The 26,172-nt window shown below is 70.2% G+C and carries 24 protein-coding genes and 1 riboswitch; of the genes, 17 read left to right on the top strand and 7 right to left on the bottom strand.

Annotation, left to right across the window (positions count from 1 at the left end; genetic code table 11):
- Positions 1-175: 175 nt before the first annotated feature.
- The 10 genes from ACFYV1_RS30445 to ACFYV1_RS30400 all read left to right on the top strand — a co-directional run bounded on the left by ACFYV1_RS30445 (position 176) and on the right by ACFYV1_RS30400 (position 10,390).
- Positions 176-784 (top strand): CDP-alcohol phosphatidyltransferase family protein, encoded by a 609-nt coding sequence (locus ACFYV1_RS30445; protein ID WP_389398829.1) that lies wholly within the window; start codon positions 176-178, stop codon positions 782-784.
- A gap of 119 nt (positions 785-903) precedes the next feature.
- Positions 904-3,399: a sugar phosphate nucleotidyltransferase gene (locus tag ACFYV1_RS30440; protein WP_389398828.1), complete on the top strand. Its 2,496-nt coding sequence runs from the start codon at positions 904-906 to the stop codon at positions 3,397-3,399.
- 99 nt (positions 3,400-3,498) lie between these two features.
- Positions 3,499-4,425 (top strand): DUF881 domain-containing protein, encoded by a 927-nt coding sequence (locus tag ACFYV1_RS30435; protein WP_389398827.1) that lies wholly within the window; start codon positions 3,499-3,501, stop codon positions 4,423-4,425.
- A complete protein-coding gene (locus tag ACFYV1_RS30430; RefSeq protein ID WP_003970459.1) occupies positions 4,422-4,754 on the top strand; it encodes a small basic family protein in 333 nt (110 codons plus the stop codon). Before ACFYV1_RS30435 ends, ACFYV1_RS30430 begins: the two co-directional genes overlap by 4 nt.
- A 3-nt stretch (positions 4,755-4,757) precedes the next feature.
- Positions 4,758-5,597, top strand: a complete 840-nt coding sequence (locus tag ACFYV1_RS30425) for a DUF881 domain-containing protein (RefSeq protein ID WP_389398826.1) — start codon at positions 4,758-4,760, stop codon at positions 5,595-5,597.
- Positions 5,598-5,745: 148 nt separating this feature from the next.
- Positions 5,746-6,621: an FHA domain-containing protein gene (locus ACFYV1_RS30420; protein ID WP_389398838.1), complete on the top strand. Its 876-nt coding sequence runs from the start codon at positions 5,746-5,748 to the stop codon at positions 6,619-6,621.
- A 42-nt stretch (positions 6,622-6,663) separates the two neighbouring features.
- Positions 6,664-7,407 (top strand): MerR family transcriptional regulator, encoded by a 744-nt coding sequence (locus ACFYV1_RS30415; protein ID WP_389398825.1) that lies wholly within the window; start codon positions 6,664-6,666, stop codon positions 7,405-7,407.
- Between the two features lie 53 nt (positions 7,408-7,460).
- Positions 7,461-7,934 carry a bifunctional nuclease family protein gene (locus ACFYV1_RS30410; RefSeq protein ID WP_389398824.1) on the top strand — a complete coding sequence of 158 codons (474 nt, stop codon included), beginning with the start codon at positions 7,461-7,463 and terminating at the stop codon, positions 7,932-7,934.
- A 253-nt stretch (positions 7,935-8,187) separates the two neighbouring features.
- Complete coding sequence (locus tag ACFYV1_RS30405; RefSeq protein WP_389398837.1) at positions 8,188-8,733, top strand: MerR family transcriptional regulator; 546 nt, start codon at positions 8,188-8,190, stop codon at positions 8,731-8,733.
- A gap of 52 nt (positions 8,734-8,785) precedes the next feature.
- A complete protein-coding gene (locus tag ACFYV1_RS30400; protein WP_389398823.1) occupies positions 8,786-10,390 on the top strand; it encodes a DNA polymerase IV in 1,605 nt (534 codons plus the stop codon).
- 318 nt (positions 10,391-10,708) lie between these two features.
- On the opposite strand, the gene ACFYV1_RS30395 is transcribed toward ACFYV1_RS30400, so the two are convergent.
- A complete protein-coding gene (locus ACFYV1_RS30395) occupies positions 10,709-11,101 on the bottom strand; it encodes a PRC-barrel domain-containing protein (protein WP_389398836.1) in 393 nt (130 codons plus the stop codon).
- 102 nt (positions 11,102-11,203) lie between these two features.
- Positions 11,204-11,301: riboswitch (glycine riboswitch) on the top strand.
- Between the two features lie 181 nt (positions 11,302-11,482).
- Between ACFYV1_RS30395 and gcvP the strand changes: the two genes are divergently transcribed.
- Positions 11,483-14,368: an aminomethyl-transferring glycine dehydrogenase gene (gene gcvP / locus ACFYV1_RS30390; protein WP_389398822.1), complete on the top strand. Its 2,886-nt coding sequence runs from the start codon at positions 11,483-11,485 to the stop codon at positions 14,366-14,368.
- 78 nt (positions 14,369-14,446) lie between these two features.
- Here the strand turns inward: gcvP and ACFYV1_RS30385 are convergent, their stop codons facing one another.
- Together ACFYV1_RS30385 and ACFYV1_RS30380 are read right to left on the bottom strand one after the other, a co-directional pair.
- Positions 14,447-14,653, bottom strand: a complete 207-nt coding sequence (locus tag ACFYV1_RS30385) for a DUF5999 family protein (protein WP_389398821.1) — start codon at positions 14,651-14,653, stop codon at positions 14,447-14,449.
- A 316-nt stretch (positions 14,654-14,969) separates the two neighbouring features.
- On the bottom strand, positions 14,970-15,560 hold the full coding sequence (locus tag ACFYV1_RS30380) for a hypothetical protein (RefSeq protein ID WP_389398820.1): 591 nt from the start codon (positions 15,558-15,560) through the stop codon (positions 14,970-14,972).
- A 474-nt stretch (positions 15,561-16,034) separates the two neighbouring features.
- On the opposite strand from ACFYV1_RS30380, the gene ACFYV1_RS30375 reads away from it, so the two are divergent.
- A complete protein-coding gene (locus ACFYV1_RS30375) occupies positions 16,035-17,543 on the top strand; it encodes a glutamate--cysteine ligase (RefSeq protein WP_389398819.1) in 1,509 nt (502 codons plus the stop codon).
- A gap of 97 nt (positions 17,544-17,640) precedes the next feature.
- Complete coding sequence (locus tag ACFYV1_RS30370; RefSeq protein ID WP_389398818.1) at positions 17,641-18,420, top strand: CPBP family intramembrane glutamic endopeptidase; 780 nt, start codon at positions 17,641-17,643, stop codon at positions 18,418-18,420.
- A 91-nt stretch (positions 18,421-18,511) separates the two neighbouring features.
- On the opposite strand, the gene ACFYV1_RS30365 is transcribed toward ACFYV1_RS30370, so the two are convergent.
- Complete coding sequence (locus tag ACFYV1_RS30365; RefSeq protein WP_389398817.1) at positions 18,512-19,333, bottom strand: PhzF family phenazine biosynthesis protein; 822 nt, start codon at positions 19,331-19,333, stop codon at positions 18,512-18,514.
- 138 nt (positions 19,334-19,471) lie between these two features.
- On the opposite strand from ACFYV1_RS30365, the gene ACFYV1_RS30360 reads away from it, so the two are divergent.
- Complete coding sequence (locus tag ACFYV1_RS30360) at positions 19,472-20,086, top strand: PadR family transcriptional regulator (RefSeq protein WP_389398816.1); 615 nt, start codon at positions 19,472-19,474, stop codon at positions 20,084-20,086.
- 75 nt (positions 20,087-20,161) lie between these two features.
- Here ACFYV1_RS30360 and ACFYV1_RS30355 read toward each other — a convergent pair whose 3' ends face one another.
- Positions 20,162-20,590, bottom strand: a complete 429-nt coding sequence (locus ACFYV1_RS30355) for an SRPBCC family protein (RefSeq protein ID WP_389398815.1) — start codon at positions 20,588-20,590, stop codon at positions 20,162-20,164.
- A gap of 178 nt (positions 20,591-20,768) precedes the next feature.
- On the opposite strand from ACFYV1_RS30355, the gene ACFYV1_RS30350 reads away from it, so the two are divergent.
- Both ACFYV1_RS30350 and ACFYV1_RS30345 read left to right on the top strand, forming a co-directional pair.
- Positions 20,769-21,779: a DMT family transporter gene (locus ACFYV1_RS30350; RefSeq protein WP_389398814.1), complete on the top strand. Its 1,011-nt coding sequence runs from the start codon at positions 20,769-20,771 to the stop codon at positions 21,777-21,779.
- A 218-nt stretch (positions 21,780-21,997) separates the two neighbouring features.
- Positions 21,998-22,939, top strand: a complete 942-nt coding sequence (locus tag ACFYV1_RS30345) for a DMT family transporter (RefSeq protein ID WP_389398813.1) — start codon at positions 21,998-22,000, stop codon at positions 22,937-22,939.
- A 152-nt stretch (positions 22,940-23,091) separates the two neighbouring features.
- Here ACFYV1_RS30345 and ACFYV1_RS30340 read toward each other — a convergent pair whose 3' ends face one another.
- Positions 23,092-23,751 carry a pyridoxamine 5'-phosphate oxidase family protein gene (locus tag ACFYV1_RS30340; RefSeq protein WP_389398812.1) on the bottom strand — a complete coding sequence of 220 codons (660 nt, stop codon included), beginning with the start codon at positions 23,749-23,751 and terminating at the stop codon, positions 23,092-23,094.
- A gap of 35 nt (positions 23,752-23,786) precedes the next feature.
- Between ACFYV1_RS30340 and ACFYV1_RS30335 the strand changes: the two genes are divergently transcribed.
- On the top strand, positions 23,787-25,118 hold the full coding sequence (locus ACFYV1_RS30335) for an aminotransferase class I/II-fold pyridoxal phosphate-dependent enzyme (RefSeq protein ID WP_389398811.1): 1,332 nt from the start codon (positions 23,787-23,789) through the stop codon (positions 25,116-25,118).
- A 13-nt stretch (positions 25,119-25,131) separates the two neighbouring features.
- Here ACFYV1_RS30335 and ACFYV1_RS30330 read toward each other — a convergent pair whose 3' ends face one another.
- Positions 25,132-26,160, bottom strand: coding sequence for a DMT family transporter (locus ACFYV1_RS30330; RefSeq protein WP_389398810.1), 1,029 nt, complete (start codon positions 26,158-26,160; stop codon positions 25,132-25,134).
- Between the last annotated feature and the right edge of the window lie 12 nt (positions 26,161-26,172).

The raw sequence follows: 26,172 nt of genomic DNA, 5'->3' as shown, positions 1-26,172 counted from the left end.
ACTGCAGGGGGGACCCTGTGGGAGAGTAGGACGCCGCCGAACAATCATTGTGGGAAAGCCCCGCACCTCTGGTGCGGGGCTTTCCTGCGTTCAGGCACCCCGTGCGCAGTCCCGCCATCCGGTGCGGGTAAAGTCAGGGGGCATCGTCGGCACGTTCCACACAGGAGGCCCCCGGGTGGAGGTCCAGGAGACCCGCGTTCAAACGGACCGGGTACTCACCATCCCCAACATTCTCAGCATGGCGCGTCTCGTCGGCGTGCCGCTCTTCCTGTGGCTGATTCTCCGTCCCGAGTTCGGCGGTCCCAAGAGCGACGGCTGGGCCCTGCTCGTACTGATGCTCAGCGGTATCAGCGACTACCTCGACGGCAAGCTGGCCCGCCGGTGGAACCAAATCAGCAGCCTGGGGCGCATCCTCGACCCTGCCGCGGACCGTCTCTACATCCTGTCCACCCTCGTCGGGCTCACCTGGCGGGAGATTCTGCCGCTCTGGCTGACGGCCGCACTTCTGGCCCGCGAGCTGATGCTGCTCGTGATGGTGGGAATCCTCCGCCGGCACGGCTATCCGCCGCCGCAGGTGAACTTCCTGGGGAAGGCTGCCACGTTCAACCTGATGTACGCCTTCCCCTTGCTGCTCCTGAGTGACGGAACAGGGTGGCTTGCGTCACTCGCGGCGATTTTCGGATGGGCGTTCGCGGGATGGGGTACAACTCTGTATTGGTGGGCAGGAATCCTTTATGTGGTTCAGGTCCGCCGCCTAGTCAAGGCGGACAGAACGGCCGATTGACCTCGTCGGTGTGGTACCGCGCCGTATCGCCGGCCGCGCGTGTCACCACATGTCACCAGTAGTCACTTGGGCGGGGCAGTCGGCAAGACCGTCGTCTCTTCAAGGAGGACGCTTCCGACATGAAGGCCGTCGTGATGGCTGGTGGCGAAGGTACTCGACTTCGCCCCATGACCTCGAGCATGCCCAAGCCGCTTCTGCCAGTGGCCAATCGGCCGATCATGGAGCATGTGCTCAGGCTGCTCAAGCGGCACGGGCTCAACGAGACCGTCGTAACCGTGCAATTTCTCGCCTCGCTCGTCAAGAACTACTTCGGTGACGGCGAAGAGCTCGGAATGGAGCTCACCTATGCGAACGAGGAGAAGCCCCTAGGTACTGCCGGCAGCGTAAAAAACGCAGAGGAAGCACTGAAGGACGACGCCTTCCTCGTCATTTCCGGTGACGCCCTCACGGACTTCGACCTGACCGACCTCATCTCCTTCCACAAGGAAAAAGGCGCGTTGGTCACCGTCTGTCTGACGCGCGTGCCGAATCCACTGGAATTCGGCATCACCATCGTCGACGAGGAGGGGAAGGTCGAACGCTTCCTCGAGAAGCCGACCTGGGGGCAGGTCTTCTCCGACACGGTCAACACGGGCATCTACGTCATGGAGCCCGAGGTCTTCGACTACGTCGAGGCCGATGTGCCGGTGGACTGGTCCGGCGACGTGTTCCCGCAGCTCATGAAGGAAGGCAAGCCGATCTACGGCTATGTCGCCGAGGGCTACTGGGAGGACGTCGGCACCCACGAGAGTTATGTGAAGGCACAGGCCGACGTCCTGGAACGGAAGGTGGACGTCGAACTCGACGGCTTCGAGATCTCCCCGGGGGTATGGGTCGCGGAAGGCGCGGAAGTACATCCGGACGCCGTGCTGCGGGGGCCGCTGTACATCGGGGACTACGCCAAGGTCGAAGCAGGCGTGGAGATTCGCGAGCACACCGTGGTCGGCTCCAACGTCGTCGTCAAGAGCGGGGCCTTCCTCCACAAGGCGGTGGTCCACGACAACGTCTACATCGGGCCGCAGAGCAACCTGCGCGGATGCGTCATCGGCAAGAACACCGACATCATGCGAGCCGCCCGCATCGAGGACGGTGCGGTGATCGGTGACGAGTGTCTGGTCGGAGAAGAATCGATCGTCCAGGGCAACGTCCGCGTCTATCCGTTCAAGACCGTCGAAGCCGGCGCGTTCGTGAACACGTCGGTGATCTGGGAGTCCCGGGGTCAGGCGCATCTCTTCGGCGCACGAGGCGTCTCCGGAATCCTCAATGTGGAGATCACCCCGGAAGTCGTGGTCCGCCTGGCCGGCGCGTACGCCACCACGCTCAAGAAGGGTGCCACGGTCACCACGGCACGCGACCACTCCCGCGGTGCGCGCGCCCTGAAGCGGGCCGTGATCTCGGCCCTTCAGGCCAGCGCCATCGACGTACGCGACCTGGAGAACGTGCCACTGCCCGTGGCCCGTCAGCAGACGGCCAGAGGAAGCGCCGGCGGCATCATGATCCGTACGTCGCCGGGCGTGCCCGACTCCGTCGACATCATGTTCTTCGACGAGCGTGGAGCAGACCTCTCTCAGGGCGGGCAGCGCAAACTGGACCGGGTGTACGCACGTCAGGAGTACCGCCGCGCGTTCCCAGGCGAGATCGGCGACCTGCACTTCCCGTCCAGCGTCTTCGACTCCTACACGGGCTCCCTGCTGCGCAACGTTGACACCACAGGGATCGCGGACTCGGGTCTCAAGGTCGTCATCGACGCGTCCAACGGCAGCGCCGGCCTGGTACTGCCGAGCCTCCTCGGACGTCTCGGCGTCGACTCCCTGACCATCAATCCCGGTCTCGACGAGTCGCGGCCGACGGAGACCGCCGACACCCGCAGGTCCGGACTGGTTCGTCTCGGGGAGATCGTGGCCTCCGCGCGTGCGGCCTTCGGCGTCCGCTTCGACCCTGTGGGCGAGCGGCTGTCGCTCGTCGACGAACGCGGCCGGATCGTGGAGGACGACCGTGCGCTGCTGGTCCTGCTGGACCTGGTCGCTGCCGAGCGGCGCAGCGGCAGCGTGGCGCTTCCGGTGACGACGACCAGGATCGCCGAACAGGTGGCCGCCTATCACGGGACGCAGGTGGAATGGACGACCACGTCTCCCGACGATCTGACCAGGGTGGGCAGGGAGGAGAGCACGATCTTCGGTGGTGACGGCCGCGGCGGGTTCATCGTGCCGGAGTTCAGCAGCGTCTTCGACGGCACGGCGGCGTTCGTACGGCTCGTCGGCCTGGTCGCCCGCACGCAGCTCACGCTGAGCCAGATCGACGCCCGCATCCCGCGCGCCCATGTGATCAAACGGGATCTAGCCACTCCCTGGGCCGTCAAGGGACTCGTGATGCGGCGCGTGGTCGAGGCCGCGGGGGACCGGCACGTCGACACCACCGACGGAGTGCGAGTGGTCGAGGCCGACGGCCGGTGGGTGATGGTGCTTCCGGACCCCTCGGAGGCGGTCACCCATCTGTGGGCGGAAGGTCCGGACGACGCGTCGGCACAGGCACTGCTCGACGAATGGTCGTCGGTCGTGGACAGCGCAGGTCACTGACCCGGCGCACGGGCGGGCCGGCGGGTGCCCGCGGGCGCCCGCCGGCACACCGGTGGGGCCATTCGGCGGTAGCGGCTGCGACGTGCGACGATGTGCGGCATGTCGCAGCCGCCCCCCGTTCGGAGCACAAGTTCTCCACCCGCGCGCCCAGACGCGTCCATGTCGCTGCTGACCAACGTGATGGAGCACAGCCTCGACGACGGCTACGCGGAGGCGTCGGCCCGCAGAGCCGAGGGCGGGGGAATGCCCCGCACACTGCGCGCCAAGCTCGGGCTGGCCGCGGGTCTCGTAGTGGCAGCCGCCATCGTCACGCTCGGAGCCGCCGAGGCCAGGATCGCCGCCCCCGTGCTGGCGAAGGAGCGCGAGGAACTCATCGACCGCGTTCAGGCGCAGACCGAGGGAGCGGACGCGCTCGAGCAGGACGTCGAAACGCTCAGGGCCGACGTCGAGGAGCGGCAGCGCAAGGCCCTCAACGTGCAGGGCGGGGAAGGGGGAGCGACCGTTTCCCTGCTGGCGGGAGCCACCGCCGTGCAGGGGCCCGGTGTGAAACTCGTCGTGGACGACGCGAAGAACACCGACCAGGGAGGCGGCGGTCCGCGGGAGAGCAGCGGGTTCTCCGACACCGGCCGGGTGCGGGACCGTGACATGCAGCGTGTGGTCAACGGACTCTGGGAGTCCGGCGCCGAGGCGATCGCGATCAACGGGCAGCGGCTGACGGCCCTGTCGGCGATCCGCGCGGCCGGCGACGCCATACTGGTCGACAACAGGCCGCTGGTTCCGCCTTACACGGTTCTCGCGGTGGGGGACGGTAGCAAACTGCGCGCCGCCTTCCAGGACAGTGCCGACGGGCAGTATCTCCGGGTCCTGAAAGAGGACTTCGGGATCCGTACCAGCATCTCCGACGAGGAGACGGTGCGACTGCCCGCGGCACCCAGCTTGATCGTAAGGACAGCAGAGCCGAAGACCGCCGGCGCCGGGCAGGGCGGCGGGCCGGGGGCGGCCGAGACAGAGAAGGACACATCGTGATCGCCGTACTGGGCCTCGTCGTGGGAGTCGTGGTCGGGCTGTTGGTCCGGCCCGAGGTACCGGCGGTGGTCGAGCCCTATCTGCCCATCGCCGTCGTCGCCGCGCTCGACGCCGTGTTCGGCGGTCTGCGGGCCATGCTCGACGGGATCTTCGTCGACAAGGTCTTCGTCGTCTCCTTCCTGTCGAACGTCGTGGTGGCCGCCCTGATCGTGTTCCTCGGCGACAAACTCGGCGTCGGCGCCCAGCTGTCCACCGGCGTGGTCGTCGTGCTCGGTATCCGGATCTTCTCCAACGCCGCCGCCATCCGCCGGCATGTCTTCCGGGCGTGACGAATGAACAGCGAAGAGAACCCCAGGGAAGAGGCGCGACCGCCGCACTCGCAGCCGTTGCCGCCGGCCCAGCCACCCACACCGCCCGTGCCGCAGAAGGACGAGTCGTCCGGCGCCGCGTCGCGCAGCGGCCGTCAACGACTGGCCGCGGTGCTGTGGCCCCCGCGTGTGACGCGCGCCCAACTGATCGTCGCCGTGCTGCTGTTCGTCCTCGGACTGGGTCTGGCGATCCAGGTCCGTTCCAACAGTGACGAGAGCGCCTTGCGCGGCGCGCGCCAGGAGGACCTGGTCCGCATCCTCGACGAACTCGACAACCGCACCCAGCGGCTGGAGGACGAGAAGCAGCGCCTCGAGGACCAGCGAACCGAGCTGGAGAACAGCTCGGATCAGGCCGAGGAGGCGCGGAAGCAGACGTTGCAGAAGGAACAGCAGCTCGGCATCCTGGCCGGCACGGTTGCGGCGGAGGGACCGGGCATCACGCTCGACATCCAGGACCCGGCCCGGACCGTGGAGTCGGACATGCTCCTCGACACCATCCAGGAGTTGCGGGCCGCCGGTGCCGAGGCGATCCAGGTCAACGGAACCAGAGTGGTCGCCGACACGTTCTTCTCAGGGACTGCCGGCGACATCGAGGTGGACGGGAAGCGGATCAGCGCGCCGTACACCTTCAAGGTCATCGGCAAGCCGCAGGACCTGGAGCCCGCCCTGAACATCCCGGGCGGTGTGGTGCAGACCCTGGAGAAGGAGCAGGCCACGGCCACCGTGGCGCGTTCCGAGAAGATCATCGTCGATGCCTTGCGACCGGCGGAGCGGCCTGACTACGCTCGGTCGTCACCGCAGTGAAGCGGGGGAACATGGGGACTGCCGGACAAGGGCAGAAGATTGCAGGGGGGCGACGCATCCCACAGGTGGTGCGTGGTGGAAACTGTCCGAAGGACACGGACGTTGTGAGGGTGTCCGGGTCGGCAGGTGTGTTGGTTGAGGGTTCGTCCTGCCCCACGGGCGGGTCTATTTCGGTCAAGGGGAAACGCCCGTGAAGTTGTTTTCGAAGTGGTTCGGCAAGAGCGCACGCGAGGAGGGCAACGCCCGGCATCGCGCGCCGCGTCATGGCCAGAGCGAGGAGCAGGGTGCCGAGCGGCCGCTGTTCCGGGACGAAGTCGCCGGTGGTGACAATTCGGGCGGACAGGGCGCGTCGTCTGTTGACCCTGCCGGTGCAGGCGGCATAGGTTTCGGGGAACCATCAACCTCAAGTACGGGTGGAGGGTTTTCCTCCGACCCGTATGCGACCAATCCCCACGCGGGACAACCGCGGCAGGAGGATCCGTCCATGGCGGGTTTGCCGGTTTGTACGAGGTGCGGCCACCGGAACACCGAGGCCGGTCGGTTCTGCTCCAACTGCGGTGCGCCGCTCAGGGGCGGGGCTCCGGCCGAGCGAGCCTCGGAAACGACGTCGACGATCTCCATCTCCGGTATCGAGGCGTACGACTCCGAGATGACCGGCCAGACCGCCGTTCCGTCACTCTCGCCGGAGGCGCAGGCCGCCGTCGAGGCCCTGCCTCTCGGTTCCGCGCTCCTGGTCGTCCGCCGCGGACCCAACTCGGGCAGCCGCTTCCTGCTGGACGGCGAGCTGACCACAGCCGGCCGTCACCCTCAGAGCGACATCTTCCTCGACGACGTCACGGTGTCGAGGCGGCATGTGGAGTTCCGGCGGGGCGCGGACGGTGGTTTCACCGTCTCCGACGTCGGAAGCCTCAACGGCACGTATGTGAACCGTGAGCGGATCGACTCCCTGGTTCTGGCCAACGGCGACGAGGTTCAGATCGGCAAGTACCGGCTGGTCTTCTACGCGAGCCAGCGGGGCGTGTGACCCTCCCCCGGGCCCTGTCCGGGGGGACTTCAGGGAAGGTACATGCTGCGAACACCGACGGGCGGTGCCGGTAACGGCACCGCCGCCGCGGGTGACCGCCCGATGAGCATCGGCGCGGTGCTCGATCACCTGCGCGAAGAGTTCCCCGAAGTGACCATCTCCAAGATCCGCTTCCTGGAGGCCGAAGGGCTGGTCGAGCCGAGCCGAACGCCCTCCGGGTACCGGAAATTCAGCTCCGCGGATGTGGAGCGTCTCGCGCTGGTCCTGCGGATGCAGCGTGACCACTACCTCCCCCTGAAGGTCATCCGGGAGCAGCTGGACGCCCTCGAGCGGGGCGAGCAGGTCCAGCTGCCCGCCCAGGCACCGCAGGGACAGCTCCTCGACGGAGCCTGGGACCCGGAGGCCGTCGGTCCGACGGCGGGGCGCATCGGCCGGGCGGCCCTGCTGGCCGCCGCCGAGGTCTCGGAGGAGGAGCTCGTCGCATGGGAGTCGTACGGCCTGCTCACGCCCGACGGGAACGGTGCCTACGCCCCTGAGGCGGTCACGGTCGCCCGATTGGTGGCAGACCTCGGCAGATTCGGTCTCGAACCCCGGCATCTGCGCTCCATGAAGGCGTCGGCCGAGCGGGACGCCGGACTGGTCGAACAGCTTGTCGCACCGCTGCGCAGGCATCGTAATCCCCAGACCAGGGCGCATGCGGAGGCCACGGCGCGGGAGCTGGTGACACTCTCCGTGAAGCTGCATGCGGCGCTCGTGCAGAACGCCCTTGGAGTGCGGTTCCACTGATCTTGGACCAGCCCGACTACCCAAACCGGTCGCGCACGTCCTAGGGTTGCTGTGTGAACGAGCTCGACGTTGTGGGTGTCCGGGTCGAAATGCCCTCGAACCAACCGATCGTGCTCCTGCGTGAAGTGGGAGGCGATCGGTACCTCCCCATCTGGATCGGTCCGGGGGAGGCGACCGCGATCGCCTTCGCACAGCAGGGCATGGCACCGGCCAGGCCGCTGACCCATGACCTGTTCAAGGATGTGCTGGAGGCGGTGGGCCAGGAGCTCACCCAGGTGCGCATCACCGACCTGCGCGAAGGCGTCTTCTACGCGGAGCTGGTCTTCGCGAGCGGGGTCGAGGTGAGCGCACGGCCGTCGGACGCGATAGCGCTGGCCCTGCGCACCGGCACACCCATCTTCGGCAGCGACGGGGTGCTGGACGACGCGGGAATCGCCATCCCGGACGAGCAGGAGGACGAGGTGGAGAAGTTCCGCGAGTTCCTCGATCAGATCTCGCCCGAGGACTTCGGCTCCAGCAACCAGTGAGGGTTGCGGGCCGGTGACGGTTCCGGCGATCGCCGCCGCTCACCCGGTCCGCTTCAGCGCATTCGAGTAGCCTTTCCCCGGATCGGGGCACGAGAAACCACTCTCAGGGTGATTATCACTCGGCGTGCCGAGTGTGGCGATCGTTGACGCACCCCTGGTGACTCCCTACCTTCGAGGTGGCAGGTCAAGGACGGAGGTCGGCGTGAGAAGCAGCGGCGACAGTACGGCTGGGGGCGGCCCCGGACCCGGTCCGGTGGAGAGCGGGCCGTATCCGCTGCACGACGGCGCGGCCGTGTCCTCCACCGACACCATCGGTTACCGGGGGCCGACCGCGTGTGCGGCCGCCGGCATCACCTATCGGCAGCTCGACTACTGGGCGCGCACAGGGCTGGTGGAGCCGAGCGTGCGGCCGGCGTACGGGTCCGGCACCCAGCGGCTCTACAGCTTCCGCGACGTGGTCGTTCTCAAGATCGTCAAGCGTTTCCTGGACACCGGTGTGGCCCTGCAGAACATCCGCGCGGCCGTCCAGCACCTGCGCGCCCGCGGATTCAGCGACCTCGAGCGCATGACGCTGATGAGCGACGGCGCGACGGTCTACGAGTGCTCCTCGCCAGACGAGGTGGTCGGCCTGCTGCAGGGCGGCCAGGGAGTGTTCGGGATCGCGGTCGGTGTGGTGTGGCGGGACGTCGAGACGGCCCTGTCGCAGTTGCACGGCGAACGGATCGACACGGGGGAGACCCTGGTCGGCCACAACCCCGCCGACGAGCTGGCCAGACGCAGACGCGACCGGGCCGTCTGACGCCGGCGGCCGGCGCTCCCCGTTGTCAGAGGTGTGCGGGAGCATCAAAGATGTGAGAACCGCTCCGACGATCCTGCATCTCGACATGGATGCCTTCTACGCCGCCGCCGAGCAGGCGTCGAAGCCGTCGCTGCGCGGAAAGCCGGTCATCGTCGGCGGGCTAGGTCCCCGAGGTGTGGTGGCGACCGCGTCGTACGAGGCGAGGCGGTTCGGGGTGCATTCGGCGATGCCCATGGCGCAGGCCCGGCGGCTGGCGCCGAACGCGGCATATCTCGTACCGCGCTTCTCCCTCTACCGTTCGGTGAGCGAGCAGGTCATGGAGCTCCTCGGGCGGCTCTCCCCGCTCGTGGAGCCACTGAGCCTGGACGAGGCCTTCGTCGACCTCGAGGCGGGCGGAACCGCCCACGACGCCCCGTCCGCCCGCACGACCGGTGAGAGGCTGCGCGCCGACATACGGGCGGTCACGGGTCTCACCGGATCGGTCGGGCTGGCCGGCTCGAAGATGCTTGCCAAGATCGCCTCAGAGCAGGCGAAGCCGGACGGCCTGGTACTGATCGAGCCGGGGACGGAGCGGGAGCTGCTCGGGCCGATGCCGGTCCGGACGCTGCCCGGTGTGGGGCCGGCCACCGGTGACCATCTGCGGCGCGCGGGCATGACCACGGTCGCCGACCTCGCGGAGGCGGGCGAGGACGAACTGGTGCGGCTCCTCGGCAGGTCGCACGGCACCTCGCTGTTCCGGATGGCGCTGGCGCAGGACGACAGGGCCGTGGTCGCAGAGCGGGACGCCAAGTCGGTGTCCGTGGAGGACACCTTCGACACGGATCTGCACGACAGAGTGCGGGTACGCGTCGAGGTGGAGCGGCTCGCCGAGCGGTGTGTGCACAGGCTCAGGGCGAGCGGGCACTCCGGCCGGACGATCGTGCTGAAGGTACGCCGCTACGACTTCTCGACGCTGACGAGGTCGGAGACGCTCCGCGGACCGACGGACGATCCCGCCGTGGTGCGGGAGGCCGCGGGCAGGCTGCTGGAATCCGTGGACACCACCGGCGGGGTGCGACTGCTGGGAGTGGGCGTCACAGGGCTCGCGGACTACACACAGGAGGACCTGTTCGCCCAGGCCGCGGCGGGCGCGGCCGCGGCCGACGGCCAGGCGGCCCCGGATCCGGCCGACGCGCCGCCCGACACCGCGCCCGAGCCGGGCGTGCCCGAGTCCCCCGAGCCGGGAGCGCCCGCACCCCCGGAGCCGGCGGAGCGACGATGGTCCGCCGGTCAGGACGTGCGACACGCGGAGTACGGACCGGGCTGGGTCCAGGGCAGCGGGGTCGGGCGGGTCACCGTGCGGTTCGAGGCGCCCTGGTCGGCGCCGGGCAGAGTGCGGACGTTCCGGGTGGACGACGGCGAGCTCGAGCCCTCGGACCCGCTGCCGCTGGTCGCGCCGCCCGCGGCCGGTCCGGCGGACTCAGGCGACACCACCTCGACGGAGCCGTCCGGCCCGGCCGCCTCCGGCCGGGCCACGAAGTCCTCCGCGCCCGAGCACGAGGCGGGGGAGCTCGGGGCCGCTGCATCGCCCGTCCCTGACCGCGCCCCGAGCGCTACGGATGCGGCGGACACTCCGCCCGTTGTGAGCCCTGCCCGCCCTCGGCCGCGGGCGGTGTGACGGGAGTCGACCTCGGTCGGCCGGTGGTGACCGTCCTTCGCCGGTCCCGTCTCGGGCGCGGGGCGGAACTCGAGCGTCGGTCGATCACGGATCATGCCCTGGTCGGTCGGCCCTCGATCGCGGGGTGAGCGAGGAAGAGGCCGCGGTGAGCGGCCGCCTCTGTGGGCACGGTGCACGGCCGTGCCCGGATTTCGGATCGTGGGGCGCCCCGTGTCGCAGTGGTGGCCGAAGCACGCCGGCCGGCGGACAGGGACGGGGCGGGCTGCCGTTCCGGACCGGCCCGAGGCGGACGCGGCGGCCTCGGGCCGGTCCGGTGGGTCAGTCCTCCTGGCCCGCGACGCGGCCGAACGACCGGTCGCCCGAGGTGGGAGCAGCTGCTGGGGGACCGGAAAGGTCGAGGCCGTAGTGGTGGTAGAGCTGGAGTTCCTGCTCGGGCGAGAGATGGCGCCCCACGCCGAAGTCGGGGGCGTCCTTGATCAGCGCGCGTTCGTACGGAACGTGCAGGGTGTTGTCGACGAGCTCGCTCGGCTCGAGCGGTACGAAGGCGTCCCGGCTGAACAGCCCGGTCCGCACCGCCGCCCATTCGGGCACTCCCGTCGCGTCGTCCAGGTACACCTCGTCAACGGTCCCGATCTTGGTGCCGTTGCGGTCGAACGCCTTGCGGCCGATCAGGCTGCGCGGATCGATGTCGGTCTGCACGGTCCCTCCAATTGGTCGCAACTGCTCCCCAAGGACTACAGAAGTCCACAAACCGGGTGTCGGCCACTCGAGCGATCGCGCGCCGGACGCGCTGGTACCCTGGCAAGCGGCTGCTGACCCCGTGCGGGAGAGTCCTCCGGAGAGAAACCCGGAGGCGCCGAAGGAGCAAATCCTCCCCGGAATCTCTCAGGCACCTGTACCGCACGGACGAGGTCACTCTGGAAAGCAGGGCGGGCGTCGGACGGCATCCGCTCTCACCGACGGTGAAAGCCGGGAGGTCGCTCCGCGACGTCCCGGTGAAGCTCTCAGGTCGAGATGACAGAGGGGGAGGCCGTCCGGGCATCCGCGCCGTGATGCCCCTCGCAGGTCGCGAAGACCAGGAGGCCTCCCACCATGACCGCCAACCGTATTCCGCTCTCCCAGCTGGAGCGGGGCATCCCGTTCGAGCAGCGGCACATCGGCCCCGACGCCGGTGCCCAGGCCAAGATGCTGGCCCACGTGGGCTACGGCTCGCTCGACGAGCTCACGGCCGCCGCCGTGCCGGACGTCATCAAGAGCGCCGAGGCCCTCGACCTCCCCGACGCCCGCACCGAGGCCGACGTCCTCGCCGAGCTGCGCTCGCTGGCCGACCGCAACCAGGTGCTCGCGCCCATGATCGGCCTGGGCTACTACGGGACCTTCACGCCGCCGGTCATCCTGCGCAACGTGATGGAGAACCCGGCCTGGTACACGGCGTACACGCCGTACCAGCCGGAGATCTCGCAGGGCCGGCTCGAAGCGCTGCTGAACTTCCAGACCGTCGTCGCCGACCTCACCGGCCTGCCGACCTCCGGAGCCTCGCTCCTCGACGAGGGCACCGCGGCCGCGGAGGCCATGTCGCTCGCCCGTCGTGTCGGCAAGGTCAAGGGCGGCGTCTTCCTCATCGACGCCGACGCCCTGCCCCAGACCGTCGCCGTGATCGAGACCCGCGCCGAGCCCACCGGTGTCGAGGTCGTCACCGCGGACCTGAGCGACGGCATCCCCGCCGAGATCGCCGAGCGCGGCGTGTTCGGCGTGCTGCTGCAGTACCCGGGCGCCTCCGGCGCCGTACGCGACCTCAAGCCCGTGATCGAACAGGCCCACGAGCTCGGCGCGATCGTCACAGTCTCCGCCGACCTGCTGGCGCTGACGCTGCTCACCTCGCCCGGTGAGCTCGGCGCGGACATCGCCGTCGGCACCACCCAGCGCTTCGGCGTCCCGATGGGCTTCGGCGGACCGCACGCCGGCTACATGGCGGTGCGCGACAAGTTCGCCCGCAGCCTGCCCGGCCGCCTCGTGGGCGTCTCCGTCGACGCGGACGGCAACAAGGCCTACCGTCTGGCGCTGCAGACCCGTGAGCAGCACATCCGCCGGGAGAAGGCCACCAGCAACATCTGCACCGCGCAGGTGCTGCTCGCCGTCATGGCGGGCATGTACGCCGTCTACCACGGCCCCGACGGGCTGCGGGACATCGCCCGGCGCACCCACCGCTACGCCGCGATCCTCGCCGAGGGCCTGCGGGCAGGCGGCGTGGAGGTCGTGCACGGCTCGTACTTCGACACCGTGACCGCCCGTGTGCCCGGCAAGGCGGCCGGGGTTGTCGCCGCCGCGCGTGAGGCCGGGGTCAACCTCCACCTCGTCGACGCCGACCACGTCTCCGCCGCCTGCGACGAGACCACCGGCCGTGCGCAGCTGACGGCCGTCTGGGCGGCGTTCGGCGTCGAGGGCGACGTCGAGGCCCTGGACGCCGCGGGTGCGGAGGCGCTCCCCGCGGCGCTGCTGCGGGACGACGAGTACCTGACCCACCCCGTGTTCCACCAGCACCACTCCGAGACCGCGATGCTGCGCTACCTGCGCAAGCTCGCCGACCGCGACTACGCGCTGGACCGCGGCATGATCCCGCTCGGCTCCTGCACCATGAAGCTGAACGCGACCACCGAGATGGAGCCGGTCACCTGGCCGGAGTTCGGCCAGATCCACCCCTTCGCCCCGGTGGAGCAGGCGCAGGGCTACCTGACCCTGATCCACGAGCTCGAGGAGCGTCTCGCCGAGGTCACCGGCTACGACAAGGTCTCCATCCAGCCCAACGCCGGCTCGCAGGGCGAACTGGCCGGGCTGCTGGCCGTCCGCGCCTACCACCGTGCCAATGGCGACGCGCAGCGCACCATCTGCCTCATTCCGTCCTCCGCGCACGGCACCAACGCGGCCAGCGCCGTGATGGCGGGCATGAAGGTCGTCGTGGTCAGGACCGCCGACGACGGTGAGATCGACGTCGAGGACCTGCGCGCCAAGATCGAGCAGTACCGCGACGAGCTGTCCGTGCTGATGATCACCTACCCGTCGACGCACGGTGTGTTCGAGGAGCACGTCGCCGACATCTGCGCCCAGGTGCACGACGCCGGCGGTCAGGTGTACGTCGACGGCGCCAACCTCAACGCTCTCGTCGGCCTGGCCAAGCCGGGCCGGTTCGGCGGCGACGTCTCGCACCTGAACCTGCACAAGACCTTCTGCATCCCGCACGGCGGCGGCGGTCCCGGCGTCGGCCCGGTCGGTGTGCGCGCCCACCTCGCGCCGTACCTGCCGAACCACCCGCTCCAGCCGACGGCAGGTCCCGAGACGGGCGTCGGACCGATCTCGGCGGCCCCCTGGGGTTCCGCGGGCATCCTGCCGATCTCCTGGGCGTACGTGCGCCTGATGGGCGGCGAGGGCCTCAAGCGCGCCACCCAGGTCGCCGTGCTCGCGGCGAACTACATCGCCAAGCGCCTGGAGCCGCACTACCCGGTGCTCTACACCGGGCCCGCCGGGCTCGTCGCCCACGAGTGCATCGTCGACCTGCGTCCGCTGTCCAAGGCGACCGGTGTCAGCGTCGACGACATCGCCAAGCGCCTGATCGACTACGGCTTCCACGCGCCGACCATGTCCTTCCCGGTGGCCGGCACGCTGATGATCGAGCCGACCGAGAGCGAGGACCTGAACGAGCTCGACCGGTTCTGCGACACGATGATCGCGATCCGCGGCGAGATCGAGAAGGTCGCGTCGGGCGAGTGGCCCGCGGAGGACAACCCGCTGAGCAACGCGCCGCACACGGCTGCCGCGCTCGGTGGCGACTGGGACCACGCCTACAGCCGCGAGGAGGCAGTCTTCCCGGCCGGGGTGAGTGCCGCGGACAAGTACTGGCCGCCGGTGCGCCGTATCGACGGAGCCTTCGGCGACCGCAACCTCGTCTGCTCCTGCCCGCCGCTGGACGAGTACGACAACTGACGCGCGACGCACGGCGGATGCGAAGGAGCCGGCCCGGGGAGCTTCCCCCGGGCCGGCTCCTTCGCCGTACGGACGGTTCTACGCCGCCGTCACCAGCGGGCCCGCGTCACGCGGTCGGCGCGGGGCGATGATCTGTCCGTCGGGCAGCAGTTCGCCGGTGTCCTCGAAGAGGAGCACGCCGTTGCACAGCAGGCTCCAGCCCTGTTCCGGATGGTGCGCCACGAGGCGGGCCGCCTCACGGTCGGCGGAGTCGGAAGTGGGGCAGGATGGCTGGTGCTGGCACATGGATGGGTTCTTTCGCTGCGATGTGGTGAGTGTCGTGCGGCTCGATGAGTTGTTCATGGCCGCCCCCCGTATCTGTCGGTCCCAGTGTTCCCCCACGGGCGTCGCTCCGCAGGGATTTCACGGCAGCTCTTCCTACTGATTGATGACGTGTCACCCGCCCGGACGGTTCAGTTCGACGGGGCTGTCCTTTCAGGTGGTTCGCAGTGGCCCGGTCGGGCTAGTCACAACGGGCCAGTGCCGGTCCACGAGTACGCCCCGCGACCGGTGGGTCGCGGGGCGTACAGGGCGCTCTGAGACCGGCCGGCGGCGGATCCCGTCAGGCGGCGGGTGAGTCGAGAAGCGGACCCGGGGCAAGGCGCAGGGTCAGGACGGGCAGCAGATCCGAGACCCGGTGCGGCAGGTGGGCCGCGATGCCCGGCGGTGCCGGAGCCAGGGGCACCAGGAGGTCGGACGGCGCGGGCGTACCGGTGGAGGCGTCCGCCTCGGGGTCGCCGTGCAGCCAGAGGGTGAGCATGTAGAGCTCGGGAACGGACAGAAGTCTCGGCTGGAACGGGGTGCCGGTCGACTCGGCCTGGCGCAGGGCGCGTTCGGTCGAGTCGAGATAGGGGCCTTCGAAGAAGTGGGAGAAGGCCCAGCCGTCCGGCGTGAGCACGGTGTCGGCGGCGGCCACGGCGCGTTCGCCGCTGCGGATCAGGAACCGCCAGCCGGCGAGCCGGGTGCACGGGGTCTCGCCGGTCGGCACGATCTGGTCCAGCACATGGACCGGCAGCGGCAGTTCGGCGCTCAGTGGTCCCTGGACGGACCTCAGAGCGGGTGTACGGGCCTCGCGGACGGCCGTGGGGGAACCGAGTGCTGCGAGAACGCTGCGCAAGGCAGGCGCGGGAGCCGGGGGGACATGCAGCGGCATGATGGGTCGCCTCTCACTCAGGAGACACGGTGAAGCGTGAAGGTGCGGACGGCGCTGTCTGCGTGCGGGGCGGTGAGCGGCCGGAAGACACCGGATGCCAACTCACTGCCCTCGCGGAGTTTATACGACACGTGTTCACTCAATGTTTCCGCTAGCCGTCGCGGGTATTTCGAGCAAGGCCGGAATCGGCCCGTTTCCTGCTCTCATTCCGGCGATTTTGCACGCCTTCGCGGCTGCGGCCTGCGGTTTCGACTCCCGCGTGGTAGGCCGAATCAGGACTGTCTTTTTCGGCGCTGCCAGTGCTGGAAAATGCCCTGTGCGTCATGCCCGGGGAATGTGCCTGCCGGATGCTGACTCCAGCCTATCGGGCCGGGCCCTCGCGCGGGGACGTTATGGATCAATGAGTCTGGGCATTATCGTCCATGACGTCAGCGGTCCGCGCTGCGTGGTGCCCACTCGAGGAGGGACGCTTCGATGGGGGAGAAGATCGTGGCAGGCGGGTTCGACCTGTCCGATCGGCAACGGTACCGGGAGAAGCTGCGACAGTGCCTGGAGGGCCTGGGGCAACTGCTGGCGGAGAAGCGGTTCGAACGGCCCAGGAATCTGATGGGGCTGGAGATAGAGCTGAATCTCGCCGGCACGGACGGCATGCCGAGGATGATGAATGCCGAAGTTCTCTCGCGTATCGCCAGTCCCGATTTCCAGACCGAGCTCGGCATGTTCAATCTGGAAGTGAACATCGTTCCGCACCGGTTGGACGGCCGAGTACTCGATCAGCTGGCAGAGGAGCTGCACACCGGGCTGGGATATGCCGATCGCAAGGCGCAGGAGATCGGCGCGGGGATCGTGATGGTCGGAATTCTGCCGACCCTGGTGCAGCAGGACCTCGTTTCCGCGAACCTTTCCGACGTGGACCGCTACATGCTGCTCAACGACCAGATCGTGGCGGCGCGCGGCGAGAACTTCTCCCTCGACATCGAGGGCGTGGAGCGGCTGGAGTGCACCTCGGCGTCGATCGCGCCCGAAGCGGCCTGCACCTCGGTGCAGTTGCACCTCCAGGTCACGCCCGGCCGGTTCGCCGATGTGTGGAACGCCGCGCAGGCGGTGGCGGCGGTTCAGGTCGCCGTCGGGGCCAACTCGCCGTTCCTGTTCGGCAAGGAGCTGATGCGCGAGTCCCGGCCGCCGCTCTTCCAGCAGGCGACCGACACCCGCCCTCCGGAACTGCAGGCACAGGGGGTGCGCCCGCGGACCTGGTTCGGCGAGCGGTGGGTCGACTCGGCGTACGACCTCTTCGAGGAGAACGTCCGCTACTTCCCCGCGCTGTTGCCCTTCTGCGACGAGGAGGACCCGCTGCGCGTGCTCGCGGACGGCGGAGTTCCGCGGCTGCAGGAACTGGTTCTGCACAACGGCACCATCTACCGCTGGAACCGACCGGTGTACGAGGTCGTCGACGGCGTTCCCCATCTGCGCGTGGAGAACCGGGTGCTGCCGGCGGGCCCGACGGTCACCGACGTGATCGCGAACGCGGCCTTCTACTACGGTCTGGTGCGCGCGCTCGCCGAGGAGGCCCGCCCGGTGTGGACGAGGCTGCCCTTCGCCGCCGCGGAGGAGAACTTCGACACCGCGTGCCGGCACGGCATCGACGCGGAACTGCAGTGGCCCCGGCCCGGCCGCGGAGGTGTCACACGGGTCCCCGTCGTGAAACTCGTCCGGGACGAACTGCTGCCGCTGGCGGCGGCCGGCCTCGACGCCTGGAACGTGGCGCCCGCGGACCGGGACCTGTATCTGGGAGTGATCGAGCAGCGGTGCCGGCGCGGCGCCAACGGGGCCTCCTGGCAGGCGGACACCTATCACCGCGCCCTCGAGGCCGGTCTGGGCCGGGACGCCGCCCTGGCGGCGATGACCCGCCGCTACTGCGAGCTGATGCGTGAGGGACAGCCCGTGCACACCTGGCCGGTCGGCTTCCCGGGGGCCGCGTCCTGACGGACCTGGCTGATTCCGCCGTAGGTTCGTCGGGCAAGCTGTGACGTCCCATGCGGTGGAACGACTGGAGGCTGGTGTGCACGCGGAGGCGGGAGATGTGGCCGGACCCTTGCCGCAGGAGGCGATGCGGCGGGGGATCCTGCGCTCGGAGACGGTGCTCGTACTGGCACTGTCGCTCGGCGCCAGTGGAGTCTCCGCACTGATCAGCTTCATCGGCTCGCTGACCGAACCCGGTGGGCTGAAGGACCAGGCGGCGACCCTCAACGGGTCCTACGCGCCGGGACGGCCGTGGCTCGACCTCGCCTGGCAGCTCTTCGGGATCGCCACCGCGCTGGTGCCGGTGGCACTCGTCGCGCATCTGCTGATCCGGGAGCGTGCCGGGCTCGGTGCCATCGGCTTCGACCGGCGCAGGCCCTGGTACGACCTCGGACGCGGCACGCTGGTCGCCGCCGGGATCGGCGGCGCGGGGCTGGCGTTCTACCTCCTGGCGCGGACCTCGGGATTCAACCTCACGGTGGTGCCCGAGTCGCTGCCCGACGTCTGGTGGAAGTACCCGGTGCTGATCCTCTCCGCTGTGCAGAACTCGGTGGTGGAGGAGGTGATCGTGGTCGGTTATCTGCTGCGCAGGCTCGGTCAGTTGGGGTGGACGCCGATGGCGGCCCTGGTCGCGAGCTCGGTGCTGCGCGGCTCGTACCACCTCTACCAGGGCGTCGGCGGGTTCATCGGCAACATGGTCATGGGTGTGGTCTTCGTGCTCCTGTACCGGCGGTGGGGCCGGGTCGGGCCACTGGTGGCGGCCCACGCGCTGCTCGACATCGTCGCCTTCGTCGGATACGGGCTGCTGGCCGGAAGGGTGGACTGGCTGCCCACCGTGTAGAGGTCGCGCCGCGTGAACGTGGTGGCGCGGCGCGCGGAACGGGTGAGGGGGTGTGCGGCACGTGCCGCACACCCCCTCACCCGTGTGCGGGTCAGGGCGCGACGAGCAGTTCGCCGTCGATCACGGTCACCGCGCGGCCGGTGAGCAGTGTCCGGTCGCCGCGCAGCGTGGTGCGGACCAGTCCGGAGCGGGCGGATGCCTGGAGCCCGGTCAGTTCGGCGCGGCCGAGGCGGGCCGACCAGAAGGGGGCGAGCGCCGTGTGGGCGCTGCCGGTGACCGGGTCCTCGTCGATGCCGACCTGGGGGAAGAAGCCGCGGGAGACGAAGTCGTAGCCGGACGACGCATCCGCCGCGCCGGCGGTGGCGATGATGCCGCGTGCGGAGTGGGCCACGAGGGCGGGGAAGTCGGGGGTCAGGCCGCGTACGGACTCCTCGTCCACGAGCTCGACCAGCAGGTCGCCGACGTGCGGCCCGGTGTCGTGCGCGGAGAGGACCTTCGCGCCGAGCGCTTCCGCGATGCCGTCCGGAATCTCCACCGGTGTCAGCGGGGCGGTGGGGAAGTCGAGCGTGAGCGTGCCGTCCTCGTGCGCGACGGCGGTCAGGGTCCCGCAGCGTGCGGCGAAGCGCACGGTGCCGGTCGCCGTCCCCGTGGTGTGCAGGACGTGCGCGGTGGCCACCGTGGCATGGCCGCACATGTCGACCTCCGTGGCGGGGGTGAACCAGCGCAGTGCCCAGTCCGCGTCACCGCCGGCGGGCAGAGGGTGGGCGAAGGCGGTCTCGGAGAGGTTCAGCTCGGTGGCGACCTGCTGGAGCCAGGAGTCCGGGGGGAAGCCGCCCGGCTCCAGGAGGAGGACCCCGGCGGGGTTCCCCGCGAAGGGACGGTCGGTGAAGGCGTCGACGATTCGGATCCGCATGACGTGACCGTAGAGCGCCGGTGAAGCGGCGGGCCAAGGCCAATTCGGGACGGTTGGACCGGGAGAGCCTTGTCGTTCGATTGTTTCCGATATATCGTTGATGCATCACGACAGATCAACGATGGAGGGAGCGTAGCGATGCGTTCACATGGATTCGGACCGGAACACGACCACGGCCACGGTCATGGGCACTGCGGGCCCGGCCATCGGGGTCAGGGTGACCACGATGGCCGGCGCGCGGCGTTCGGACCGTGGGGACCGCCGTTCGGCGGCGGGCCCTTCGGCGACGGGCGCGGGCGTGGTGGCCGGGGCAGGGCGCGGCGCGGTGATGTGCGTGCTTCGATCCTGGCCCTGCTGAAGGACCGCCCGATGCACGGCTACGAGATGATCCAGGAGATCGGCGAGCGCAGCGGCGGGGCGTGGAAGCCCAGTCCGGGCTCGGTCTACCCGACGCTTCAGCTGCTGGAGGACGAAGGGCTGATCGTCAGTGCGAGCGAGGGCGGCAAGAAGCTGTTCACGCTGACCGATACGGGTCGCACCGAGGCCGAGTCGGGCCCGGAGGCACCCTGGGAGGAAGCGGGGCGCGGTGTCGACTGGGACACCCTCAACGAGATCCGGCAGGCCGGCTTCGGTCTGATGGAGGCGTTCGGCCAGGTCTGGAAGACGGGCGACGTCGAGCAGCGGCAGAAGGCGGTGGCCGTCATCAACGAGGCCCGCAAGAAGCTCTATCTGATCCTCGCCGACGAGCACTGAGCCGACCGCCGAGGTGCGGCCGTGGAGGGGTCCCGCGTGATCGCGGGGCCCCTTTCGCGCCACCTGCGCCGCCGATCAGGAGACCAGTCCGCCGAGCCTGCGGAGGGACTCGTCGAGTGCCGCCGTCGCCGAGTCCTTGAGCTTGCCCGCCATCAGTGACACGGCCGCCCCGGTGAACTCGCCGTCGATCCGCACGACCGTGGCGTCGCCTGCCGGGGTGAGCGAGTAGCGGGTGCCCACGGTGACGGACATCGGACCCTTGCCCTTGATGGCGAGCACCCGCTCCGTCTCCAGTTCCTCCACCGTCCAGGTCACCTCGGCGGGGAAGCCCATCAGCTTCATGTTCTCCGCGAAGGCGGCCCCGGTCTCCAGAGGGGCCGGGCCGCCCTTGGGGAAGCTGGTGTGGGTCGCGTTCCAACGGTCGTACGAGGCGAAGTCGGTCAGCTGGGCCCAGACCTTGGCGGCCGGTGCCTCTATGCGTGCCTCCGCGCTGACTTCGGCCATGCGGCCACCCCTTCGAGTCGGGTTCGGGTGTCGCGGACCGTAGCCGTGAGTGGGCGAACATTCAATACTGACGAACAGTCAGCTCTGTTCGGCGGTCATCGGAGAGGCTGGATCTCGCTACTGTCTCGACATGTGTCACAAGGGTGACGGTGCTGACCGACGCTGACATGATGGGCCGATGCAAGCGTCTCGGGGAAGAAACGCCGGCCTGGGACTCGCCCTGGGCTCGGCCTTCGCGTTCGGTGGATCGGGTGTGGCGGCCAAGCCGCTGATCGAGGCGGGTCTCGATCCGCTTCATGTGGTGTGGCTGCGCGTCGCGGGCGCGGCGCTCGTCATGCTCCCGGTGGCCTGGCACCACCGGGCACTCCTGCGGCGCAGGCCGGCGCTGCTGGCCGGATTCGGCCTGCTGGCCGTGGCCGGCGTGCAGGCCTGCTACTTCGCCGCGATCTCCCGTATCCCCGTCGGGGTCGCCCTGCTCGTCGAGTACCTGGCACCGGCGCTCGTGCTCGGCTGGGTCCGCTTCGTCCAGCACCGCCCCGTGACGAGGGCGGCCGCTGCCGGCGTCGTCCTGGCGGTCGCGGGCCTCGCGTGCGTCGTGGAGGTGTGGGCAGGGCTGAGCTTCGATGTGCTCGGACTCGTGCTGGCGCTCGGCGCCGCCTGCTGCCAGGTCGGCTACTTCGTCCTGTCCGACCAGGGCGGTGACGGCGACGACGCCCCCGACCCGCTGGGCGTGATCGCGTTCGGACTGCTCATCGGCGCGGCGGTGCTCACGGTCGTGGCCAGGCCCTGGGGCATGGACTGGTCGCTGCTGGCCGGCGCCGTCGACATGGGGGGCGCGGGCGTGCCCGCCGCGCTGCTGCTGGTGTGGATCGTGCTGATCGCCACCGTGCTCGCGTACGTCACCGGTGTCATCTCCGTGCGCAAGCTGTCACCGCAGGTCGCGGGGGTCGTCGCCTGCCTGGAGGCGGTCATCGCGACGGTACTGGCGTGGGTGCTGCTCCATGAACACCTGTCGGCGCCGCAGATCGCCGGTGGCGCGGTGGTCCTCGTGGGCGCGTTCATCGCGCAGTCCCAGGCGCCCAGGCCGCCGGCCGGGCCGGTGGCGGCCGGCGGGCCGGAGCCGCTGCCCGCGGCGGCCGGGGGTACCGGCGCGACGGGGGAGTTGTCCGGAGGGCACCGTGCGCCGTAAGGTGGCGATCATGCATTCGACCGTACTTCCGCCGCCTGCCGCCTAGCGCGGGCGGACGTACTCCAAGAAGACCGTGCTCGGGGTGTCCCCGAGCGGGTCGGTGCTGCCCGCGTGACTGAGCCGAGCAATCAGCCGTCCGTATCTTCACACGGAGAAGTCACGTGTCGAATTCCTCTTCAACTCCCGCTGTCGGCATGCCCGTCGGCCTGCCTGCCGGTATGTCCGTCGGACGAGGTCTCACCTGCCTGGTCTTCGCCGGGTTCGCCTGGGGGACAGCCGGTGCCGCCGCGTCCCTCGTGTTCCAGGTGAGCGACCTCGGGCCGCTCGCCCTGTCGTTCTGGCGCTGCGTCGGCGGGCTCCTGCTGCTGGTTCCGGTCCTCGCGCTCCGGGCGCGGAGCCGGGGCGACGCCGCGCTGCCCGCCGAGCCGAGGCGGCGTCGGATCCTGCGCATTCTGGCCACGGGCGTCGGGCTCACCGTCTTCCAGAGCGCGTACTTCGGGGCCGTCGAAGCGACCGGTCTCGCTGTGGGCACCGTCGTGACGCTGGGCGCCGGTCCCGTGCTCATCGCCCTCGGCGCACGGCTGACCATGGGTGAACGGCTCGGACGCGGCGGGGCCCTGGCCGTCGTCGGGGCGCTGGCCGGGCTCGGCGTACTCGTACTCGGCGGCGAGGGCGCGGCCGTGCGGCCGCTGGGTGTCGCACTCGCCCTGCTGTCGGCCGCCGGGTACGCGGCGATCACCCTGCTGACGAGGTGGCTCGGCCGGGGCGGAGGCGGCGGCGACTCGCTGTCCACCACTGCCTGGGCATTCGCCATCGGATGCGTGGGTCTGCTGCCGATGGCGCTGGCCGAGGGCATGCTGCCGCACACCGCGGATCCGCTCCGGGTCGTCTCTCTGCTGGTGTACGTCGCCGCCGTGCCGACCGCGCTCGCCTACGCCCTGTACTTCGCGGGCGCGGCGGTCGTCCGCTCCGCGACCGTCTCGGTGATCATGCTGCTGGAGCCGGTGAGCGCGGCGGTCATCGCCGTGACCCTGCTGGGCGAGCACCTGACGTCGGCGACGGTCGTGGGGACGCTGCTGCTGCTGACGGCGGTCACGGGACTGGCGGCGGCGGAGGCGCGAGGCGCTGCGGTCCGCAGGAGACTGCCGGCACCGGCCTGACGCGCCGCCGGGCGGCCCTTGCGGGGACCTGGATCCGCGGCGCTCGTCGTCCCGTGACCGGGTACTCGTCTCTCCCTGGTCCCGCGTCCGTTCCCGGTCCCGCGTCCGTCCCGGTCCCGCACCCCGTGCGGGGCCGGGCCTGCCGGGCGGGCTCAGAGGTAGGTCGGCACCGGGGTCGACGGCGCGAGATCGGGCGCAGGCACCGGGAGGCCCTGGGTGACGGTGACGGGAACGACTCCGGCCCAGTGAGGGAGCGAAAGGTCGGCCGGGTCGTCGTTCGGCCCGCCGGTGCGGGTCTTGGCCGAGACCTCCGTGAGGTCGAGGCGGAGCACGGCGGTCGCCGCCAGTTCCTTGGCGTCGGCGGGGCGGGAGTCCGTGGAACGGCCGGGAACGGCATGGTCGACCAGGGCGTCGAGCGCGATGCGCTTCTCCGACGGGTCGGTGACCTGCTGGGCGGTGCCGTGGACCACCACCGAGCGGTAGTTGAGCGAGTGGTGGAAGGCGGAGCGGGCCAGCACCAGGCCGTCGACATGCGTCACCGTCAGACACACGGGCAGGCCCGGGTCCGCCTCGCCCGCCATGCGCAGCGGACGTGATCCCGTCGAGCCGTGCACGTACAGCCGCTCACCGACGCGGGCGAACAGGGTCGGCAGGACGACCGGCGCTCCGTCGCGGACGAAGCCGAGGTGGCACACATAGGCCGTGTCGAGTATCGAGTGCACCAGGGTGCGGTCGTACGACGCGCGCTCACGAGAACGCGTGGGAATCGTCCGCGCGGTCTGCTCGTAGGTGGTTTCCGTTGTCTCCGGCATTGCGCCCTCCATTGCACTAGTGCATAATGTGTTTTGTGCTAGGAGACTATCGGATCATCGGGCGGCGTGCATCGGAGATCGCGGCGAGCATCGAGCGTGCCGTCGGAGCGGGCGACCTCGAGCCGGGCCGGCTGCTGCCGCCCATGCGCGAACTGGCCACCGAACTGGGCGTGAACCCGAACACCGTCGCCGCCGCCTACCGCACCCTGCGCGAGCGCGGGGTGATCGAGACGGCCGGGCGCAGAGGCAGTCGCGTACGCCCGCGCCCGGCGAGCACCGCGCGCGGATCCATCCGGGTCGACGCGCCCCCCGGCGTACGGGATCTCGGCGAAGGCAACCCCGACACCGCACTGCTTCCATCGCTGGGCGACGCGCTCGCCGCCGCCGCCGCGCGGCACGCGCGGGAGCCCGGTCTGTACGGCAGGGCGCCGCTCGACCCCGAGTTCGTGCGCCTCGCGCGTGCCGCGATGGACGCGGACGGGGTTCCCGCAGGGCCGCTCGCCGCCACATCGGGAGCCCTTGACGCCATCGAACGGGTCCTGGTCGCGCACCTGCGGCCGGGGGACGCGGTCGCCGTCGAGGACCCGGGATGGGGGAGTCTGCTCGACCTGGTCTCGGCGCTGGGCCTCAAACCCCTCCCCGTCGCGCTCGACGACGACGGGCCGCTGCACGGCGAGGTGGAGCGTGCGCTGATCGCGGGGGCGCGCGCCGTCGTCGTCACCGACCGGGCGCAGAACCCGACCGGCGCGGCCGTGAGCCGCCGCCGCGCGGATCAACTACGGGCCGTGCTGGGGCGGTTCCCGGGCACTCTGCTCATCGAGGACGACCACGGTCACGCCATCGTCGACCAGCCGCTCCACCCCCTCGCCGGCGTGACCGACAACTGGGCCTTCGTGCGCTCCGTGGCCAAGGCGTACGGGCCGGACCTGCGGGTGGCCGTCCTCACGGGCGACACCGTCACCGTCGACCGCGTCCAGGGGAGGTTCGGGCTGGGGCCGGGCTGGGTCAGCCGGCTGCTGCAGCACACCGTCGCCCATCTGTGGGCGGCCGACGCCGTCGATCCGGGCGCCGTCGCCCGCTCCTACGGCGAGCGGCGTGACGCACTCATCGACGCGCTGGCGCGCAGGGGGGTCGAGGCCCGTGGCCGCAGTGGCATGAACGTGTGGGTGCCGGTGCAGGACGAGACGGGCGCCGTGACACGGCTGCTGCACGCCGGCTGGGCGGTGGCGCCGGGTGCGCGTTTCCGGATGTCCTCGCCACCGGGTGTCAGGCTGACCGTGTCGAACCTGACACCGGACGACATCGGGCCGCTCGCCGAAGCGGTCGCCTCGGCGAGCGGCCCGATGCCGGCCCGCAGTTACGGCTGAGCCCGGGCAGCTCTCACGACCGGGCGTCCACCGCGGGCGCCCGCTTCGGCCGGCTCTGTGTCAGTGCCGCGCCCACCAGGACGATCAGCGCGCCCACCGGTGTGTTCCAGCTGAGGTGCTCGCCGAGGATCGCCACTCCGGCCGCCGTCGCGATGACGGGGACGAAGTACGTGACCATCTGTCCGGTCGTCGGTCCGACCTCGGCGACCAGCCCGTACTGGATGAGGAGCGCCAGCCCGGTGCCGATGACGCCGAGGGTGACCACCGCGAGCAGCGGGACCAGCGGGAACGAGGCGGGCAGCGTGGTGAACATCGGTGTCACGATGGCGAGCTGGACCGTTGCCAGCCCCAACTGGGATCCGATGAGCGAGAGATGCGAGTCGCCGGAACCCGCCAGCGTGCGGCGTACGTAGATCCAGCCGATCGGGTAGCTGAGCGAGGCGAGCAACGCCATGGCCGTGCCGCCGAAGTCCAGTCCGGAGAAGCCCTGCCAGGCGCCGAGGACGGTGAGCACTCCGAGGAATCCGATGCCCAGTCCCGCGACGCGGCGGCGGGTGGGCCGGTCCTCCGACAGGGCGACGAGCGACAGCAGCATCCCCCACAGGGGAGAGGTGGCGTTGCAGATGCCGGCCAGGGTCGACGGGATCGTGAGCTCCGCGTAGGCGAAGAGCGAGAACGGCAGCGCGTTGAGCAGGAAGGCCGCGACCGTGAGATGGCCCCAGGTCCGCAGGCCCCGCGGCAGTCGGTCGCGGCGGACGGCCATGGCGACGGCCAGCACCGCCGTTCCGAAGAAGAGACGTCCGAACGTCACCTGGAACGGTGCGTACGCGCCGGTTCCGACCTTGATGAGAAGGAAGCTGAAGCCCCAGACCCCCGAGAGCACCGCGAAGCGGATGCGCCAGTCGACGGCGCGTCGGCGCGGAGGGGTGACGGGGGCGGCGGCGGGAGTCGTAAGGGCGTCGGTGGTGTTCGGCGGGAGGTCCGAAACGGCGGGGGCGACGGCGGTGGAGGCGTTGTCCGGCCCGGTGGTTGCGGTGCTCATGGGGTCAACGAT

The sequence above is a fragment of the Streptomyces sp. NPDC003023 genome, assembly GCF_042888225.1.
Taxonomy (GTDB): Bacteria; Actinomycetota; Actinomycetes; order Streptomycetales; family Streptomycetaceae; genus Streptomyces.
Note: the sequence above shows the minus strand (reverse complement) of the source record. Positions and strands in the feature narration are given on the sequence as shown.